Source organism: Agathobaculum sp., from assembly GCF_022775115.1.
Taxonomy (GTDB): Bacteria; Bacillota; Clostridia; order Oscillospirales; family Butyricicoccaceae; genus Agathobaculum.
This window is the reverse complement of the sequence record NZ_JALFLA010000011.1, coordinates 73,111-88,338: the sequence shown is the minus strand read 5'-3', so window position 1 is coordinate 88,338 and position 15,228 is coordinate 73,111. Positions and strand designations below refer to the sequence as shown.

Here is a 15,228-nt window from a genome sequence, read left to right as displayed (position 1 = left end):
CGGATAGATAGGCCGAGGAGCACACCCCGGCAGGGGGGATAAGCAAAGCCTGACGCTCCATGTGCGGTGGAGCGTCAGGCTTTTGGGCGCTGATGCAGCGGGCGGAGGGGGGGATTACCTGCCGCCCTTGCCGGGCGGATACGCTACGACAAAGGGCTGGTTGTACGGATGCTCCTTGCCTGCGCAGGGTCCCTCCCGCCACATGCCGTAAAAACGGCTGAGCGGGAAGATGTAATACCCGTCCTGATAGTGGTCGGTGATATCATAGGGGTCTGCAAAAATCAGCACATCGTCATAGGGCGTGTCCGAACCGCAGGTGTCGATGCCGATGATGGTCTGCCAGTGGCCTGCCCAGTCGACCCAGTCAACCATGATGGGAAGTCCCCGGTCGATATAGTCGATGACAGACTGCTCAAACCCTTCCAGCGTGTTGAACTTCAGTTCGGTGCCCGCGTGGTGCTCGACATGCCAGCCGATCACATCGAAAAAATCCGCGATGTTCTCCACAGTCGAGCCGCGACCCGGCTGGCTTTCGATCAGCTGGCCGACCGCAAGCTCGTGATACTGCTTCTGGCCGAACCAGTTGAGCACCATCAGTGCGCAGGCCGCGCCGCAGGTGTATTCGGTTGTCTGCTGATAGGTTTGAAAATGAGACAGAATGTGCAGCGTCTCGTCGCTTTCCATGTTGTAATAGTCGTTAAACACATAATATCTCGAATTGGGATGATCGGTCTTGCCCACAAAGGCTGTTGCGCCACTCTCCTTCATGTGCGTCTGGTAGCGCGCCGGATAGGCGATGGTGTGCACTTCTGGTGGAGTGGGCTGCTGCTTGGGTTCTTGGTGTTGCATCATGGCACTCCTCGTTCAGTCATCGCCTTTCAGCTGTTTTCTGCCGAGATACAGCAAATACAGGCATAGGGGAATGGAGATGATTGTCCCTGCGAGGTTTTCTCCGTCGAGGGCTGCAAGGTGGGTCAGCTGCGCAAGCAGGACGATGATACCGCAAACCAGGCCGATCAGGGCGCAGACGACCGTGATCTTCCCTCTCTTTTTCTGGCTCATTGGCTGTTTTGGTTGCATATCCGGTCTCCTTTTTGTTTATGCATTGCGCCGGCGCTTACAGATGGAGCTGGAGTGGATCGTTCTCCTTCTGAACTGCCTTATTCGGTTTGCCCTGCTTGGCCTGCTTGCTTCGCTCGGCTGCGTCCGCGATGATGCGGCGGCTGAGGTCTCTCGCGCCATCAAACGCGATGAAGTCGCCAAAGCTCCGCGGCGTGAGGTCCTTGACTGCTTCCTTTAGGAGGGGACTCTTTCTTATGCTTTCGAGAAGCTGCCCTGTGTTGCTGCCGGGGAACAGTTTCTGCCCCAGCTCGACCGGATTTTTGCTGGCTTTGCGGCTTTCCACCATTTGGGTGACCAGCTCCATTGCCGTCATCTGCACCATGGTTTCCTTGGCCCAATTTTTTTGCCCATCGCTCAGCTCACCGGTGGTCGACTGTATGCACTCTAAGGTGGTGTTAAGGCCGCTCTGAAGCTGCATCTGAAGCGTCGGACGCAGCAGGTCGCATTCGACCACGGGCAGGGTGCGTGTGCAGAGCTCCCGCGCCTTTTCATGGATAAGCTCGATACGACGCTTCTCGAGCGACTCGTTTATGTGCGACTGCTGTACCGCTTTGCGCGCTTCGCGCTCCTCGGCGCTTTGCCCGAAGATTCTCCCCTCCGCGCTGGTTGCCGCTCTGGCTGCATTGGTCGCCATGCTGCCTGCCGTCAGCGCAAGCTGCTGCAGCTTGCGCTTGGCGAATTCCTGCACGCTGCGCGCCGCGTCCATGCGCTTTTGCTCGCGCTCGTTTTTGCCCCTTGCGCCCTTGGTATCCAGATATGTCTGGCTGGCCTGCTGCAGCGCCTCAAGGTGCTGCTTCATCTGCTCGCACTGGTACGGCGTCGGGTGCTTGCCCAGCGTGCCCAGCTTTTCAAGCGCTTCGACGCTTTTGGTGATGTTATCATACTCCTTCGAGCCGCGCAGCCGAAGCTCCGCGCCCTTGAGTGCGGCCTTAAGCTCATTTCGTTCGGCAGAGAAGTTCTGGTCAAGCTGGTCGAGTAAGGCGCCGGTGTCCGGGGCTTCGACAACCGGACGCTTGCCGTTGGGGGTTTGCACAGCGGACAGCTTCCATGCTTTGCCGTCGGCCTGGACATAAACGGTTCTGCCTTCAAAGATCTCCGTCTTGTCAATGCCCCTTGGGTTGCCGTGCTCGTCTGTGTACTTCCATGAATACTCAGGCAGCGTTACACCCTCCTCGCGCAGCTGCTGTTCGATCGTCTCCATCGACAGGCCCTCTATGCTGTTCTTCAATGCATATGCCCGGTTCATCGATGCGACAAGCGCTTGGGTAATGGGGGGACGAGGGGCGGCTTCCGGATCTTGGGGCGCCTTTGCCAAATCTTTGTACTGCCCTAAGAGCATAATTAACTTAGATCGGTCCGTGTCGTCTGCCAGTCTTTGGTGATCGAGCATCTCATAGTAAGGATTGGCGATGAGGTCTGTTCGGCTTGACACGTTATCGGTCAGGAGCAGCATATCCTTCCATTTGGTAAATAGCTGCTTCTGCTCATCGGTCAGCGTGATGGTTTCAGGCGGCCAGCGCAAAACCTGCTCTGCATGCATGATAAAGGTCTGGAACAAATGGACGCTCTCGTACTGCTGCACGAGCTGCTCGTCGGACAGGTCGCACAGCTCCGCTGTCCCATAGTGGGTGAAGGGCTGCATCATCTCCTGCAGGAATGCGCCGCGCTGCTGCGCCAGCGTCTGCTTGCGCTCTGTCAGCTCGGTCTGCGCCTGCTGCTCGGTCCTGCCATCGCCCATCAGTGCTTCAAGCTGCGCCTCATCCGTTCCCGGATCGGCAAACAGGTCGAGGAACTGCGTGACCTTGTCGGGCTGTCCCAGATGAAGGTAATAGCTCTTTACCGCATCGCTCACCCGGGCAAAGTTGTCGAGGAGCCGCCCTTGCTCAATGCCTGCGGCGTTTGCCAGTATGCCAGCCTGCTTATCGCGCATCTGCTGGGACAGCAGCGCGCGCGCGGCACGCTGCTCGGGTGGCACGATGCAGTTCTCCGGCAGCAGGAGCCTGAGCGCCTGCTCCGGCTGCGGGCCCATCTGCGGCGCTTCGCGCAGGATGCGCTGCTTGAGCTGGTCGACTGTTTCGTCCGCGCCTTTGCTGTTAGCGATTGATTGCATTTCATCATAATAGGTATCCATAATGCATTTCCTTTCGTATTTTAATATCGTGTTTACAACATATATCCATCACGCCGGCGGTCATTTGGACGGGGCGGCGGGCTGACGGCTCTGGGGTGGCTGGAGCTGCTTTTCCGGATCGCCCTGCCGGCGCTGCTGCTGCGCGCCGATCTCGGCCTGCCGCGCGGCCGCCTTGACGGTTTGCAGCAGCTGCTGGGCAACCTTTTGGGGCGCGCGTGCGGTCAGCAGCTCCTTCATGCGCGGCTTATTCATGTCCTCGGCGGCGAGCGGAGCAAACTCCTTGGAGGTTTCGACGGCCTGCCGCAGCCGACTGAGCCCATCCTCGCTGAAAACCAGCGTTTCCATGGGGCCGGGCTCGCTGTTCTTGCCGCGTCCGACACGCTCCTGCACCAGCATGTCGTACAGAACCATGTCCCGCAGCATCTCCCGTCCTGCGGTGGCGGCGAGCTGGTGCTCGCCCTGCTCACACAGCGCATCAAAGCGGGTCGAGCCGAACAGACCGGTTTCCATATCGCTTGCAAAGATTTTCGGGGACAGCGGCGATCCGGCCGCGCGCATACACTGCATACTGTGCATACCCTGCTGGTGCACGAGCGGCGCGATGGGCGGCGCCTGCCGCAGCTGCTGCTCCCTTTCCCGCGCCGCAGCCTGCGCTTTTTCCTGCGCGTCGCGTTCTGCGGCTCTCGCCTGCTCGTCTGCCAGCAGGCCGGCGGGCAGCTTTTGCGGATCGAAGCTGTCCATCAGCCGGCGGACGTCATCGTGCTTCAGTTCAAAATCGGCCATGTTATCATTTTTCAGCGCTGTTGATGAAATAAGGCCACGCTGAGCGGCTTGGCTGATCAGACGCTTGCCCAAGTCCTCGGCCAGTTGGCTGGCTCTATCTTTGTCAGCGGCCAGATGCTGCGCCAGCGGGCCGGTCTGCCCCTCTGGTGTCTGGCTGCGCTCTTGCCGGAGCAGCTCCATCAGCGCCATGCTGCCAATGACGTTGCGGCAGTGCTTGTAGTTGCTTGTCGTGTCGTATCGTCTTTCCGACAGGTCTTGCTGATAGCGGGCTTCGGCTGCCCGTAGATTTCGGATGCTGTCAGCGGCCGCCCCTTGCAGCGCGGCCATATCCTCGGGGTAGGCCGCGCACTGGTTTTCAAGCCAAGCGTAAGGCTCGCTCCGCTTTTGCTGAGCGGTCTCGCCCGTGCGCAGCCCGCCCCACGCAGCCCTTTCCCGCTGCTGGTCGAGCGTCAGGGTGTTCTGGCTTTTCGCCACAAGGCCAAGCTGCTCGAGCTTGTGTGCGGTAAACTGCTGGATGGCGGAAGCTACATCCATGCGGCGCTGCTCGCGCTGGTTTTTGCCCTGCTCACCCTTGGTGGCGAGATAGTCCGCGGCGGCCTGCTGCAGCGTCTCGAGCTGCCGCTGCATCTGCTCGCGCTGGTAGGGGGTCGGACGGTCGCCCAGCGCGCCCATTTTGCCCAGCGTTTCCAGCTGCTTTTTCATGTTCTTAAATTCGCGGGAGCTGCGTAGCAGTGGGGGATCGGCGCGGTCAAGCTGGTCGATCAGCGCGTTCATGTCCTTGTTGAGGCAGTTGTCAAACAGACGGCCCGGTCGGTCGGTTATCACACCGGTGCTGCCGGGGGCATGGTCGGCGAACAGGATGCAGGCCTGGTCGCCCTGCTCCACCGCAACGATTGCCCCGTCCTGTAAATCCATTAGGTCGGCATCTTGCTGTGCATACGCGGCAGGGTCGGCCTTGGTCATTCGAACGTCGTCACCGGTGATGCCAAGCTGCTGCGACAGGAATTGCTTGACGGCCGTCTCGCGCTGCATGATCATACAATTCTTGAGCAGCGGCAAATCGCCGATGTATTCGGAAAAGTTATCGTCTGGTGCATATTGCGCGCTCAGTGCGGTATCATCGAGCAGCAGCAGGTCGTTGATATCCATATACTCATGGTACGGATTGGAAATGTTAATCAAGCTGATATCCGCTTTGGCAAATTCCTGCTGCCGATTCTGGAGAGCCGTCACGCGGGCTCTCTGCTCCTCGGTCAAGGCAATGTCGTTGCCCCGCAGCATGGCATCCAATTCCATAATCATGGTCGAGCCGTGGTGAAGCTCCCTGTAATTTTGCGCGAGCTGCTCGCCCGGCAGATTGGGATCGCTCATTTCTTCGAGCTGTTGGGACGTCAGCCGCTCATAACGGCTGAGCGCCTCCAGCAGCGCCGTGCCGCGGCGCGCGGGCAGGCTGTCGATCTCGTCCTGCGCGGTCTGCTCGGCCTGCTGCTGCGTCATGCCGTCGCGCACATGCGCTTCGATACGCTCCTGACGGTACTGCGCAAGCTCTTGCGCACTGCGCGGGCGGAACAGCGCGGTGAGCTGCTCGTTATAGCGGCGCGCTTCCTCTGTGCCGCTGCGGTCAAGAAGGGTATGGTATATCGGGCCGATGGGGGCGCTTGTGCTCATCCTGTTCCACAGCGTATCGTCGATCACCGCTTCGCGCACCTGCTCGGAGCGCTGCCGCCGCGCAGCTTGCTCCTCCGCGGTGAAGCGGCGGGGTGCGACTGGGACGAGCCTTGCGAGCATCTGATACAGCTGCTCGGGTGTGCGGCTGCTCATGTGCTGCGCGATAAGCGTCTGCATCCGCTGCCGATACTCTGCGGAGGGTAAGATTCCACTCTCAGAGACAACCTGGTTACTGAGGTTGTCAAAAAATTTTTGAGTGCCCATTTGAGAAAGCTCCTTCCGTTATGCTTACAGTATTTTGCAATGCCGCAGCTTTTCGAGCCGGTGGAAAGCTGCCCTGTTGTTCATTCTATTGTTAATACGCACGGGCGGCGGCTGAAGTCCCACCGCGCCTAAATTTTTCAGTAAATTTTAGGCGCAGGCAGAGAAAAGACGGAAAAAGGAAGAAAAAGGCAGGGGATGACTGCGTTAAGTCATCCCCTGCCTTGGGTAACGGACGCATCCGGCTCAGCTGAGCCGGATGGCCAGCATGGTCAGATCGTCAAACTGCGGCGCGTCTCCGACGAAATCGCCGACCGCCGCCTGCATATTTTCCAGCATACGCTGCGGGAGCGCGTTCGGCTCCCGATTGAGGGCTTTCAGCATGCGGTCCATGCCGAACATCTTGCCTTGGGTATTGGTGGCTTCGGGCAAGCCGTCAGTATACAGGAAAAGCGCGCCGTCCTTTTCCAAGGTGAATTCGTACTCGGTATAACGCGCGCCCTCCACGCCGCCGACCACGAGGCCGTGCCGGTCCTTCAAAAGCTCGAACTGTCCGCCGGCCTTTTGCAGCACCGGGTATTCATGCCCGGCGTTTGCCGCCACGATCCGCCCAGTGGAGATCGTCAGAATGCCGAACCAGACAGAGACAAACATCTCGCTGTTGTTGTTTTTGCAGACCGAATTGTTGACCCGCTCGAGCACCTCCTTGGGAGAGCCGCCCATCATGGCGTAGTTGCTGACCAGTATCTTGGACATCATCATGAATAGCGCGGCGGGAACACCCTTGCCGGACACATCGGCCACGACCAAGCCTAGATGGTCGTCGTCAATGAGAAAGAAATCGTAAAAATCGCCGCCGACCTCCTTGGCGGGCGTCATGGAGGCAAAGACGTCAAATTCCGGCCGCTCGGGAAACGCGGGGAAAAGCCGGGGCAGCATATCGGCCTGTATCCGCGTGGCAAGCGCCAGCTCGGTTCCGATGCGCTCCTTTTCCGCCGTGATTGTTGTCAGGTGGTCGATGTAGCCGAGCGTATCCCGCTCCATTTTGTCGATGGCGCTGCCAAGCTCGGCGATCTCGCGGATATTGCTGATGCCCTGCAGCGCCGCCTGCTCGGCACTGCTGTTTTCCGCGGCAAAGCGCTGAGCCTCCTGGCTGATCTGCTCGAGCGGCAGGACGAACTGCCGGTTGAGATACAGCACCCCGGCCATGCTGGCGAGGATCAGCAGCAGGATGGCGGCGGCGGTGATGCTTTTCAAATACCCCCACCGGCTGGCGTTCAGCTCCTCCATGGGGCGCTCGACGCATAAAATGCCCTTGACTGTGCCGTCGATGCCGGTCAGCGGGATGAGCACCGTGGTGTGCGGCTCTCTGCCATCCAGCGCGTCGGTACGGGCGATGGCCGCCCGCGTAAGCCCGTTTTCATAGATATCCCGGTAGGTGTTTCGGTATTCCTCGTTGGTCGTCTCCCGCCGGTAGCCGATCTCCCACGGAGTGTAGCCGCTGTTTTCATTTACCGTGTTGAACACGGACACAAAGCTGCCGTAATCCGAGGTGTCCACCGCGATTACATAGATCAGCGTTACATTCTGTTTCTGGCACAGCGCGTCCATCCGCTGCAGCGCGGCGCGGTATTCCGCCCTGTCGCCGCCGCTGGCCAGAAACTCCTCGATCCGGTCGGCATTGACCAGCGTCGCGGCGGTATTTGCGGTGCGGAAGGCGGATTCGTTATACTCCGCAACAAATGAGCGCGTGAACTGGTGATAGCCGATTGCGCCCTGTATGCAGCTCAATAAAACCAAAAGCAGAACCATTCCGCAGATCAAATGGAATTTCAGGCTGGTGGACATTGTTTGTAGGCGTTTCATTTTATTTCCCCCAAATGCGCCGGAAGCGCAAGCCCGGCCGCAGCGCCGCCATGCCAAGGCCGCGCGCGGCAGGTCGTTTGCCGGCTGGATAACGACTATATTATACCTGAGGAGATGCCCGCTGTCCACTACCGGGTGAGAGCGGCTTCCATTTTGTCCGGAAAGCAGGCAAAATTTTTTTGGGGTGGTGAAACATTTTCCGTCTTTGCTGTGTATGTATATTAGGAGTAATATAAAAAATAACAGAAAGCGCATCCGCGCGAGCCGAGCGAAAGGAGGGGATGGTTATGGACAAGTCCGGTAAAGAAAAGGTGGGCGCGGCTAGTCACGCCACGGAGCAGGCCGTCCGTCCGGAGGACACGACTGCGGTAGGCAAAGGGGCGTCCGCCCGACCCGAAGCGGCTGTCTTTCAAGCTATGCCCTGCATGGCGTCGATCGCGCAGATGACCGCTTTTCTGGAGGGACAGCTGCAGGAGATGGAGCAGTCCGAGCAGCGCAGAAACAAGCTGATGATCGCCGCGGACGAAATTTATTCCAATATCATCCATTACAGCGGCGCCGCTCATGTATGGCTGCGCTGCACCGGGGATGGCCAGTCGCTGTCGCTGGTGTTCCGGGACGACGGCAAGCCGTACGATCCGCTGCAGGCGGACGCACCCGCCATCGGTACGGCGGCGGACGAGGACAGCATCGGGGGCTTTGGCATTTTTATGGTTCGCAAAATGATGGATCGCGTCGAATATCGGCACGAGGATGGCTGCAATGTGCTGACCCTGACACTGGCGCGTACAAAACAGGGATAAGGCCGCGCGGCGGGCAGGCTCGCCTTCAAGATATGCGGGCTGGGGGAGGGTGACACATGGGTGAGCTGAATTACATGATGGAGCCGAACGTCTGCCTACTGCTGTTTGCGGCGGCGGTTACGCTGTTTCTGCTGATCGGAGCGGTCGCATCCCGCGCCCGCAGCCGCGCGTTTATGCGCTTTTTTATCGCGCTGCTGGCTACAACCATACTGATGCTGGTGGGGGAAGCCGGTATTTGGTACTTTGGAAGACAGCCTGACCGCATTCCGCTGCTCAAGCTCGGCGCCTTTTTGTCTCTTAGCTGCGGCGCGGCGGTCAACGCGCTCTTTGCCTATTGCCTGATCGGATTTCTGCGGGAGCGGGAGCGGTTGTCTTGGGTGTGCGCCCATATCGTCGCGGCGATCTGCGGGGCAGTCATCCTGCTGGCGGCGGTCTCGCTGCTGAACGGCATGCTGTTTGGCTTTGACGCGGCCGGCAACTACCATGACGGCCCGTGGTATTGGATCGTCGAGATGGTCGACCTTGGCACGCTGCTGCTAGAGGTGGGCATGGTGATCTATTACTGGCGTGTCCTCGGCTGCAGGGGGACGCTGTCTCTGCTTTCGTTCAGCGTATTGCCGCTGCTGGCCATGCTGGCGATGCCCGATTGGTATCCGACGCCGCTGTACATGGCTACTACGCTGTCGATTATCCTGATCTACATTCTGTTCCATAGCGAGCTGTCCCTGCAGTTGGCAAAAAAGGAACGCCTGCTGCGGGAAAATGAGCGGCAGCTGGCTGAAAGCCGCATCGCCACGATGCTCAGCCAGATACAGCCGCACTTTATCTATAATACGCTGGGTACGATCGAATATCTCTGCAAGCATCAGCCGCAGACCGCCGCCAGGCTGGTGCATGACTTTTCCCTCTATCTGCGGGGCAATTTCAGCGAGCTGGACAATCCCAATCCCATTCTGCTGTCCCGCGAGATGGAGCATGTGCGCCACTATATTGACATTGAAAAGGTGCGCTTCCGGGACATGGAGATCAGGCTGGAGCTGCATTCCAGCGATTTTCTGCTGCCCGCCCTGTCCGTGCAGCCGCTGGTGGAAAACGCGGTCAAGCACGGCCTGATGGGGCTGGCGAGCGGCGGAACGATCACGGTTTCCAGCTATGAGACGGATGAGCAGTATTGCGTCAGCGTGGTGGATGACGGCATTGGCTTTGATACCGCTGTGCCGGTCGAGGCAGACAAGCATGTGGGCATCCGCAACATCCGGGGACGGCTGCAAGCCCTGTGCGGCGGCACGCTGACAGTGACCAGCAGCCCGGGCAAGGGCACGAAAGCCCTTATCACGATACCGAAGGAGGTGGAGGGATGAAAGCGATCACGGTGGATGACGAGTGGGCTATGCTGGCAGCGCTGACCGAGGCGGTCGCCGCCTCGCCGGATATCGAATCGGTCGCGGAGTTTACTTCCTGCACCGCCGCGCTCGAGTGGACGGCTGCGCATCCGGTGGACGTGGCCTTTCTGGATATCAAGATGCGCGGCATGGGCGGGCTGGCGCTGGCCGAGCGGATCTTGGCGTTTTCGCCCGGCTGCAAGATCGTTTTCTGCACGGGCTATGCCGAATACGCGGTAGAAGCATTCCAAATACATGTTTCAGGCTATCTGATGAAGCCGATCACCGCCGAGGCGGTGCAGCGAGAGATCGACCATATCAAGGGCGCCAAGAACACGGAAAAGCTGCTGACTGTGCAGTGCTTCGGCTGCTTTGAGGCGTTTGCCTGCGGGCAGGCGCTTTCCTTCCGGCGCTCAAAAACTAAGGAGCTGCTCGCGTTTCTGGTCGACCGCAACGGCTCGGGGGTAACGTCGCAGCAGATTTGCGCCAGCCTTTGGGAGGACGGCAGCGACGACACCCGCAGATTGAGCTATTTGCGGCAGCTGTTTCTCGACCTGCGCCAGACGCTCGAGCGGGTGGGCGCGAGCGAGGTCTTGCACCAGGACGGATACCGGTATGCGCTCAGTCCGGAAAAGATTGATTGCGACTATTACAGCCACCTGAAAACCGGTAAGCCCGCGTTTCATGGGGAATATATGTCCCAATACAGTTGGGCGGAGGAGACCTGCGGCTTGCTCTGGCATAAGTGAACAAGGAAGACGAATCGACCTCGCCAAGCGGCGGGGTCGTGCGCTTATGGAGAGAATCCTTCGTACCGCAGCGCGAATTCAAATAGCAGAAAGGCGCGACACGCGCGTGACTTTTTTGACAGTGAGCGTTTGGAAAAGGCTCATTTATGCGCCTTTTTCCATGCTGTCAGCCCAAGGCGCTTTGCGCGCGGGTGTCTTTGTCAGGAAACGCAGCTTTTCAACAGGCTAACGGCTTCGCCACCCGGCGGAGCTGTTTTTTTGTCCTGCATTTTTTCAGGAAACAGAGGGAATTTGTAACAGCTTTGTAACGCTGTGCCCTGTATGATAGCACAGGACAACAAAGTGGCAAAACATCTGCTGTATTGGAGAGAGAGCATATATGACAATTCTATGCGTAGACGATCACCCGGTTCTGCTGAAGGGACTGATACGGGACATACGGAGCATCCTGCCGCACGCGCAGGTGTATGGCTTCGAGCGGGCGGCGGAAACGCTTGCGTTTGCGGAAAAGCAGGGCTGTGACGTGCTGTTTTGCGAGATTGAGCTGTATCACAGCGGCGGCATTCGTCTGGCCGAGCAGATCAGGCAGCGCTTCCCGCAGGCGAACATCATTTTTGTCACCGTCTGCTCGGAAAAGGAGCACGCGCGCGAGGTGCTGCGCCTGCGTCCCAGCGGCTACCTGACAAAGCCCGTCACGCGCGAACAGGTGGCCGAGGAGCTGTGCAATCTGCGCTATCCCGTAGCGAGTGAAGCATGAGAAAATTATAAAACATATATGAAATGAGGAAAACCTACGATGAAAAACAACACTGTCCGGAAAATAACCGCTCTGCTGCTGGCGCTGGGCTGCACGCTGGCATGGCTGACAGGCTGCGGCGGAAGCAGAGGAACGGATGATCCGTCTTCTGCCGAATCCCCGGCGGCTGCGCAGGCGGGCACGTGGTATGAGATCGACGAGGGCAGCGGCGTGCTGACCGTGCGCCTGCCGGATGAGGCGCCCGGCTTTACATGGAGCGCCGCGGCCGATCCGGCGGACACGCTCGAGCTGCTGACGCAGGAGACGGCAGACGGCGTCTTTGTTGCCAGCTTCCGCGCGCTGAACGACGGGGAGGGGCAGCTGACGCTGCACTATGCCAAGGATGACGAGCTGCGCGAGATCCGCGTGCTGTGGGCAGTCTGTAAGGATGGCAAGGTGGTCGAGGCCGCCTTTGACGGCCAAATGGATATGACGGCTGGGGAGCAGTGACCGCACCCTATGACCAGCCCCGGCGTGGCGCACCAAAGCGGCTTGCGGCGCCATGAAAATTTTTTAGAGAAAGTGGGACAAAAGAGTGGACACCGGTGTATTTAGTATGAGTGACGATTTTGTGATACGAACCTACGCCGACATGGTGTACAAGGTCGCGGTTCGTTATACCAAAAATCTCGCCGATGCCGAGGATGTGTTCTCGGATACTTTTCTGGCCTACTACCGTAAAAAACAGGAGTTTGCCAGTGAGGAGCACCGCAAGGCGTGGCTGATACGGGTGACGATCAATTTTTCCCGGAATCTGTACCGTGCGCACAAAAAGAGCGCCGAGCTGGATGAGTCCATCCCCTCGCAGGAGCGCGGCTTCGATGCGGTGGAAAACGCGGCCGACTTGAAAACTGCGCTTGAGCAGATGCGGCCGGAATATCGGGAGGTGATTTGCCTGTATTATTTGCAGGAGCTTTCCGTCAAGGAACTCGCGCAGGTGCTGGGCAGAAATGAGAGCACGGTGAGAACGCAGCTCCTGCGGGGGCGGGAGCAGCTGCGGAAATTCCTGACCTGAGGCATCAGAAAGCGGCATGAAACGGCTGCGCAGAAAAGTGAAGCACGGTGCCGGATGCGCCGCTTCGATAGACCAAACACTACCATGTTATTTTACTTAGGAGGAAAACCCCATGAAAACGCTGAAAAACATTAACGAGAAAAAGCTTTGCGGTACCCTTGCCACAGCCATGCTGACTGCCGCGCTGATGGTTTGTCCGGCCTTTGCCGCCGGCAGCGGCTATGACGCTGTCGTAAACCCGATCATCAGCCTGCTCAACCAGCTTCTCGGCCCGCTGCTGGGTCTGGTGGCCGCGGTGGGCACGCTGTACTGCGTGCTGCTGGGCGTCAAGTTCGCCAAGGCCGAGGAGCCGCAGGAGCGCGAGAAGGCCAAGGGTCACCTGAAGAACGCCATCATCGGCTTTGTGTTGATTTTTGTGCTGATCGTTGCCCTGCGCATAGGCACGAACGTCATGATCGACTGGGTAAAAACGCAGGGCGTTGCAGTCACTGACATCCCCACCGGCACAAAGTAAGCTTTTCCCGGCAGAACACAATTTTTGTGAACACTGAAAAGAGGGAGATGCGCGTGGAAAAGCGGCTGAGGGCCGAGCTGTCTCCTTCCCCTGCTGTTCGACCGTCCGCGTTTAGCAAACGCCGCGGGTGCTTCTGGAGGAATCGGTATGAGTGAGAACTTCAAACAGATCCAGCGGCAGCTGCAGGTGGTGCTGGATGAGCCGGTCGCGCCGGCGAAGCTGGTCGCGCAGACCCGTCGCTGCTGCGAAGCTGTGGTGTGGGCGCGTGAGTCCGAGGAGCAGCTCGCGCGGCAGGGTGCGTCCCTGTCCAAAGAGGGTATCTGCCGGCTGGCAGCCATCAGCGCGCTGGGGCAGCTGGCGCTGGAAAAGCGCCTGCCGGACGGGCCGCCCCTGCCCGCTCTGGCGCAGCAGCTTGCGGCAGAGCCGCGGTTCCAACGGCAGCTTGGCGGCACCGCGCATGACGTGCTGCACGCCCTGCGCAGCGGCGCGCTGCTGCGCAGAATGGCGGAGACGGCACAGCCCGCCCCAGCCCGTCAGCCCGACTGCGAGACGCGCGAAAAGAGAGGGCCTGCACGATAGCTCGCCGGCTTTGGAATTTGGAAATGAGAATCACAACTGGCGCTGCCGGCCGGCAGCAGGAGGAGAAGCCATGAGAACAGAAATGAATTATCCCACCAGACGGGCGCTGCGACGGGTTTTTGCCCTGCTGCTGGCCGGGGTGCTGTGTATGCCGCTGGCGGCTGTATCTGCTGCCGCAGCAACGCCCATGGCCGGTATTGATAACACGATTGCCTTGTGGAACTGGACGCGGGTGGACAGTCAGGCCGACCTGCCGACCGATACGCCCAAGGATCACTTGGGTCAAAGCTATAATTATCGGGTGATGTTCCTCTTTGAGGAGAATGACACGCGGTATATGGTCGACGGCTCGAGCAGAAACGGCGCGGCAGATAATTTTAAGCTGCGCGGCGTCGAGCTGCCGCAGGGCGTGCTGTACGGAGAGAAGAGCTTTCGCACCGTTAAGCCTGTCTCCAACATGTGGATGCAGTATGCCGGGGTGGACGAGGGCAACGCTTCAGCCAAGCAATACTATCTGCATGCATCGAGCGCCCCACGCGGTCTGTTTGGCAATAATGACGGTTTCATAGAGGATGCAGTCTCACGCAGCAAGTGGACAATGTTCACCCCGGACAGCGGTGTATCAAAAGGTGTAGATGTCAGCCAAAGCAGGATCAAATGCTTTGTCAACGTCCCCCGTGCGAGCGATACCCAGATGAACATAAATAAGGGACAGCTCAGATGCTACACATCGTCCAGCTGGAGTATGAGTGAGATGGTCATGTATGTGGGACGGCAGGAGACTTGGTCGGCCATTACCCACCCTATCACTGTCAAGAGCGGGCAGGTGCAAAACATCGACGGCTATGTTTATGTCGAGCCGAACGCGGGCATCACGGTCGAGCCGGGCGGCGTGCTGAGCATACAGGGCACGCTGTATAACAACGGCTACATCTATAATCAGGGCGACGTGCTACTGCAAAAGGACGCGAGCATCGAGACCTTCCGTTTGGAAGGCGGGTCAGGCGGCGTGATATGCTGCGACGGCGGCGACCTTATCCTGCTGAGCGGGGCGCGCATCGCGCCGGGGTGGTGCAGCTATGATGCGACCTACGGCAACGGCTTTGTGCTGAGAAACGGCGCGACCTGCACCAATTTCGGCACGATAGTGCTGCAAAATAACGCATATCTCGAGTCGGGCGCGGCGCTGGACAACCGGGAGACCGGTGCGGTCATGTTCGGCTATAAGCTGTGGTGGCGGGAGGACGGCAACCTGAACACCTTTTCGCAGAATAAGCTGACCAGTGTAGCGAGCTATGATGGTGTATTCACATATCTGCCCACGTTGGATATCGTTTTGGGCAAGCTGTATACCATGCACTGGGGCGAGGATACGCTGCTGTATAACCGCGGCAAGGTCTATATGGGCGGCTGGGCGCGTGCGACAAGCAATCAGGTGGCATACGCCGGCAATGGCACGACCATTTTTCGGCCGTATGTTGAAACCTATGCGCAGAAATATCTGATCATTAAGGAATGGCCGGCAGCTTGGCCGCGTGGATAAGGCGCGGCCGACCGCC

14 protein-coding genes are annotated in these 15,228 nt (G+C 59.0%); 9 read left to right on the top strand and 5 right to left on the bottom strand.

All coding sequences use genetic code 11. The annotated features are described in order from the left end of the window. Positions 1–114: 114 nt before the first annotated feature. The 5 genes from MR935_RS01705 to MR935_RS01685 form a co-directional block, all read right to left on the bottom strand. Positions 115–849 carry a C39 family peptidase gene (locus MR935_RS01705; protein ID WP_290570484.1) on the bottom strand — a complete coding sequence of 245 codons (735 nt, stop codon included), beginning with the start codon at positions 847–849 and terminating at the stop codon, positions 115–117. Between the two features lie 15 nt (positions 850–864). Next, positions 865–1,080: a hypothetical protein gene (locus tag MR935_RS01700; RefSeq protein ID WP_290570482.1), complete on the bottom strand. Its 216-nt coding sequence runs from the start codon at positions 1,078–1,080 to the stop codon at positions 865–867. A gap of 37 nt (positions 1,081–1,117) precedes the next feature. Next, complete coding sequence (locus tag MR935_RS01695; protein ID WP_290570480.1) at positions 1,118–3,253, bottom strand: hypothetical protein; 2,136 nt, start codon at positions 3,251–3,253, stop codon at positions 1,118–1,120. A 60-nt stretch (positions 3,254–3,313) separates the two neighbouring features. Further along, the gene (locus MR935_RS01690) at positions 3,314–5,881 is read right to left on the bottom strand and encodes a hypothetical protein (protein ID WP_290570478.1); all 2,568 of its coding nucleotides are present in this window, start codon (positions 5,879–5,881) and stop codon (positions 3,314–3,316) included. Positions 5,882–6,211: 330 nt separating this feature from the next. Beyond that, on the bottom strand, positions 6,212–7,831 hold the full coding sequence (locus MR935_RS01685) for a PP2C family protein-serine/threonine phosphatase (RefSeq protein WP_290570476.1): 1,620 nt from the start codon (positions 7,829–7,831) through the stop codon (positions 6,212–6,214). Between the two features lie 287 nt (positions 7,832–8,118). Here MR935_RS01685 and MR935_RS01680 point away from each other — a divergent pair, with 287 nt between their 5' ends. From MR935_RS01680 to MR935_RS01640, 9 genes are all read left to right on the top strand, one after another. Beyond that, the gene (locus MR935_RS01680; RefSeq protein WP_290570474.1) at positions 8,119–8,634 is read left to right on the top strand and encodes an ATP-binding protein; all 516 of its coding nucleotides are present in this window, start codon (positions 8,119–8,121) and stop codon (positions 8,632–8,634) included. A 56-nt stretch (positions 8,635–8,690) separates the two neighbouring features. Further along, positions 8,691–9,995, top strand: coding sequence for a sensor histidine kinase (locus MR935_RS01675; RefSeq protein ID WP_290570472.1), 1,305 nt, complete (start codon positions 8,691–8,693; stop codon positions 9,993–9,995). Beyond that, the gene (locus MR935_RS01670) at positions 9,992–10,765 is read left to right on the top strand and encodes a response regulator (protein WP_290570470.1); all 774 of its coding nucleotides are present in this window, start codon (positions 9,992–9,994) and stop codon (positions 10,763–10,765) included. The genes MR935_RS01675 and MR935_RS01670 overlap by 4 nt, the downstream gene beginning before the upstream one ends. Positions 10,766–11,144: 379 nt before the next feature. Further along, on the top strand, positions 11,145–11,522 hold the full coding sequence (locus tag MR935_RS01665) for a response regulator (RefSeq protein WP_290570468.1): 378 nt from the start codon (positions 11,145–11,147) through the stop codon (positions 11,520–11,522). Positions 11,523–11,561: 39 nt separating this feature from the next. Further along, positions 11,562–12,011 carry a hypothetical protein gene (locus MR935_RS01660; RefSeq protein ID WP_290570466.1) on the top strand — a complete coding sequence of 150 codons (450 nt, stop codon included), beginning with the start codon at positions 11,562–11,564 and terminating at the stop codon, positions 12,009–12,011. Positions 12,012–12,117: 106 nt separating this feature from the next. After that, entirely contained in the window at positions 12,118–12,576 is a 459-nt protein-coding gene (locus MR935_RS01655; protein ID WP_290570464.1) for an RNA polymerase sigma factor, read from the top strand. A 112-nt stretch (positions 12,577–12,688) separates the two neighbouring features. Next, positions 12,689–13,090 (top strand): Mbov_0395 family pilin-like conjugal transfer protein, encoded by a 402-nt coding sequence (locus tag MR935_RS01650; protein WP_290570462.1) that lies wholly within the window; start codon positions 12,689–12,691, stop codon positions 13,088–13,090. Positions 13,091–13,237: 147 nt separating this feature from the next. Then, the gene (locus MR935_RS01645; RefSeq protein ID WP_290570460.1) at positions 13,238–13,669 is read left to right on the top strand and encodes a hypothetical protein; all 432 of its coding nucleotides are present in this window, start codon (positions 13,238–13,240) and stop codon (positions 13,667–13,669) included. A gap of 70 nt (positions 13,670–13,739) precedes the next feature. Then, positions 13,740–15,212 carry a hypothetical protein gene (locus MR935_RS01640; RefSeq protein WP_290570458.1) on the top strand — a complete coding sequence of 491 codons (1,473 nt, stop codon included), beginning with the start codon at positions 13,740–13,742 and terminating at the stop codon, positions 15,210–15,212. Positions 15,213–15,228 lie beyond the last annotated feature (16 nt).

Excerpts from the sequence above, each read along its gene's own strand:
- MR935_RS01705 (WP_290570484.1), bottom strand. The coding sequence starts at position 849 with ATGCAACACCAAGAACCCAAGCAGCAGCCCACTCCACCAGAAGTGCAC.
- MR935_RS01700 (WP_290570482.1), bottom strand. The coding sequence starts at position 1,080 with ATGCAACCAAAACAGCCAATGAGCCAGAAAAAGAGAGGGAAGATCACG.
- MR935_RS01695 (WP_290570480.1), bottom strand. The coding sequence starts at position 3,253 with ATGGATACCTATTATGATGAAATGCAATCAATCGCTAACAGCAAAGGC.
- MR935_RS01690 (WP_290570478.1), bottom strand. The coding sequence starts at position 5,881 with ATGCAGACGCTTATCGCGCAGCACATGAGCAGCCGCACACCCGAGCAG.
- MR935_RS01685 (WP_290570476.1), bottom strand. The coding sequence starts at position 7,831 with ATGAAACGCCTACAAACAATGTCCACCAGCCTGAAATTCCATTTGATC.
- MR935_RS01680 (WP_290570474.1), top strand. The coding sequence starts at position 8,119 with ATGGACAAGTCCGGTAAAGAAAAGGTGGGCGCGGCTAGTCACGCCACG.
- MR935_RS01675 (WP_290570472.1), top strand. The coding sequence starts at position 8,691 with ATGGGTGAGCTGAATTACATGATGGAGCCGAACGTCTGCCTACTGCTG.
- MR935_RS01670 (WP_290570470.1), top strand. The coding sequence starts at position 9,992 with ATGAAAGCGATCACGGTGGATGACGAGTGGGCTATGCTGGCAGCGCTG.
- MR935_RS01665 (WP_290570468.1), top strand. The coding sequence starts at position 11,145 with ATGACAATTCTATGCGTAGACGATCACCCGGTTCTGCTGAAGGGACTG.
- MR935_RS01660 (WP_290570466.1), top strand. The coding sequence starts at position 11,562 with ATGAAAAACAACACTGTCCGGAAAATAACCGCTCTGCTGCTGGCGCTG.
- MR935_RS01655 (WP_290570464.1), top strand. The coding sequence starts at position 12,118 with ATGAGTGACGATTTTGTGATACGAACCTACGCCGACATGGTGTACAAG.
- MR935_RS01650 (WP_290570462.1), top strand. The coding sequence starts at position 12,689 with ATGAAAACGCTGAAAAACATTAACGAGAAAAAGCTTTGCGGTACCCTT.
- MR935_RS01645 (WP_290570460.1), top strand. The coding sequence starts at position 13,238 with ATGAGTGAGAACTTCAAACAGATCCAGCGGCAGCTGCAGGTGGTGCTG.
- MR935_RS01640 (WP_290570458.1), top strand. The coding sequence starts at position 13,740 with ATGAGAACAGAAATGAATTATCCCACCAGACGGGCGCTGCGACGGGTT.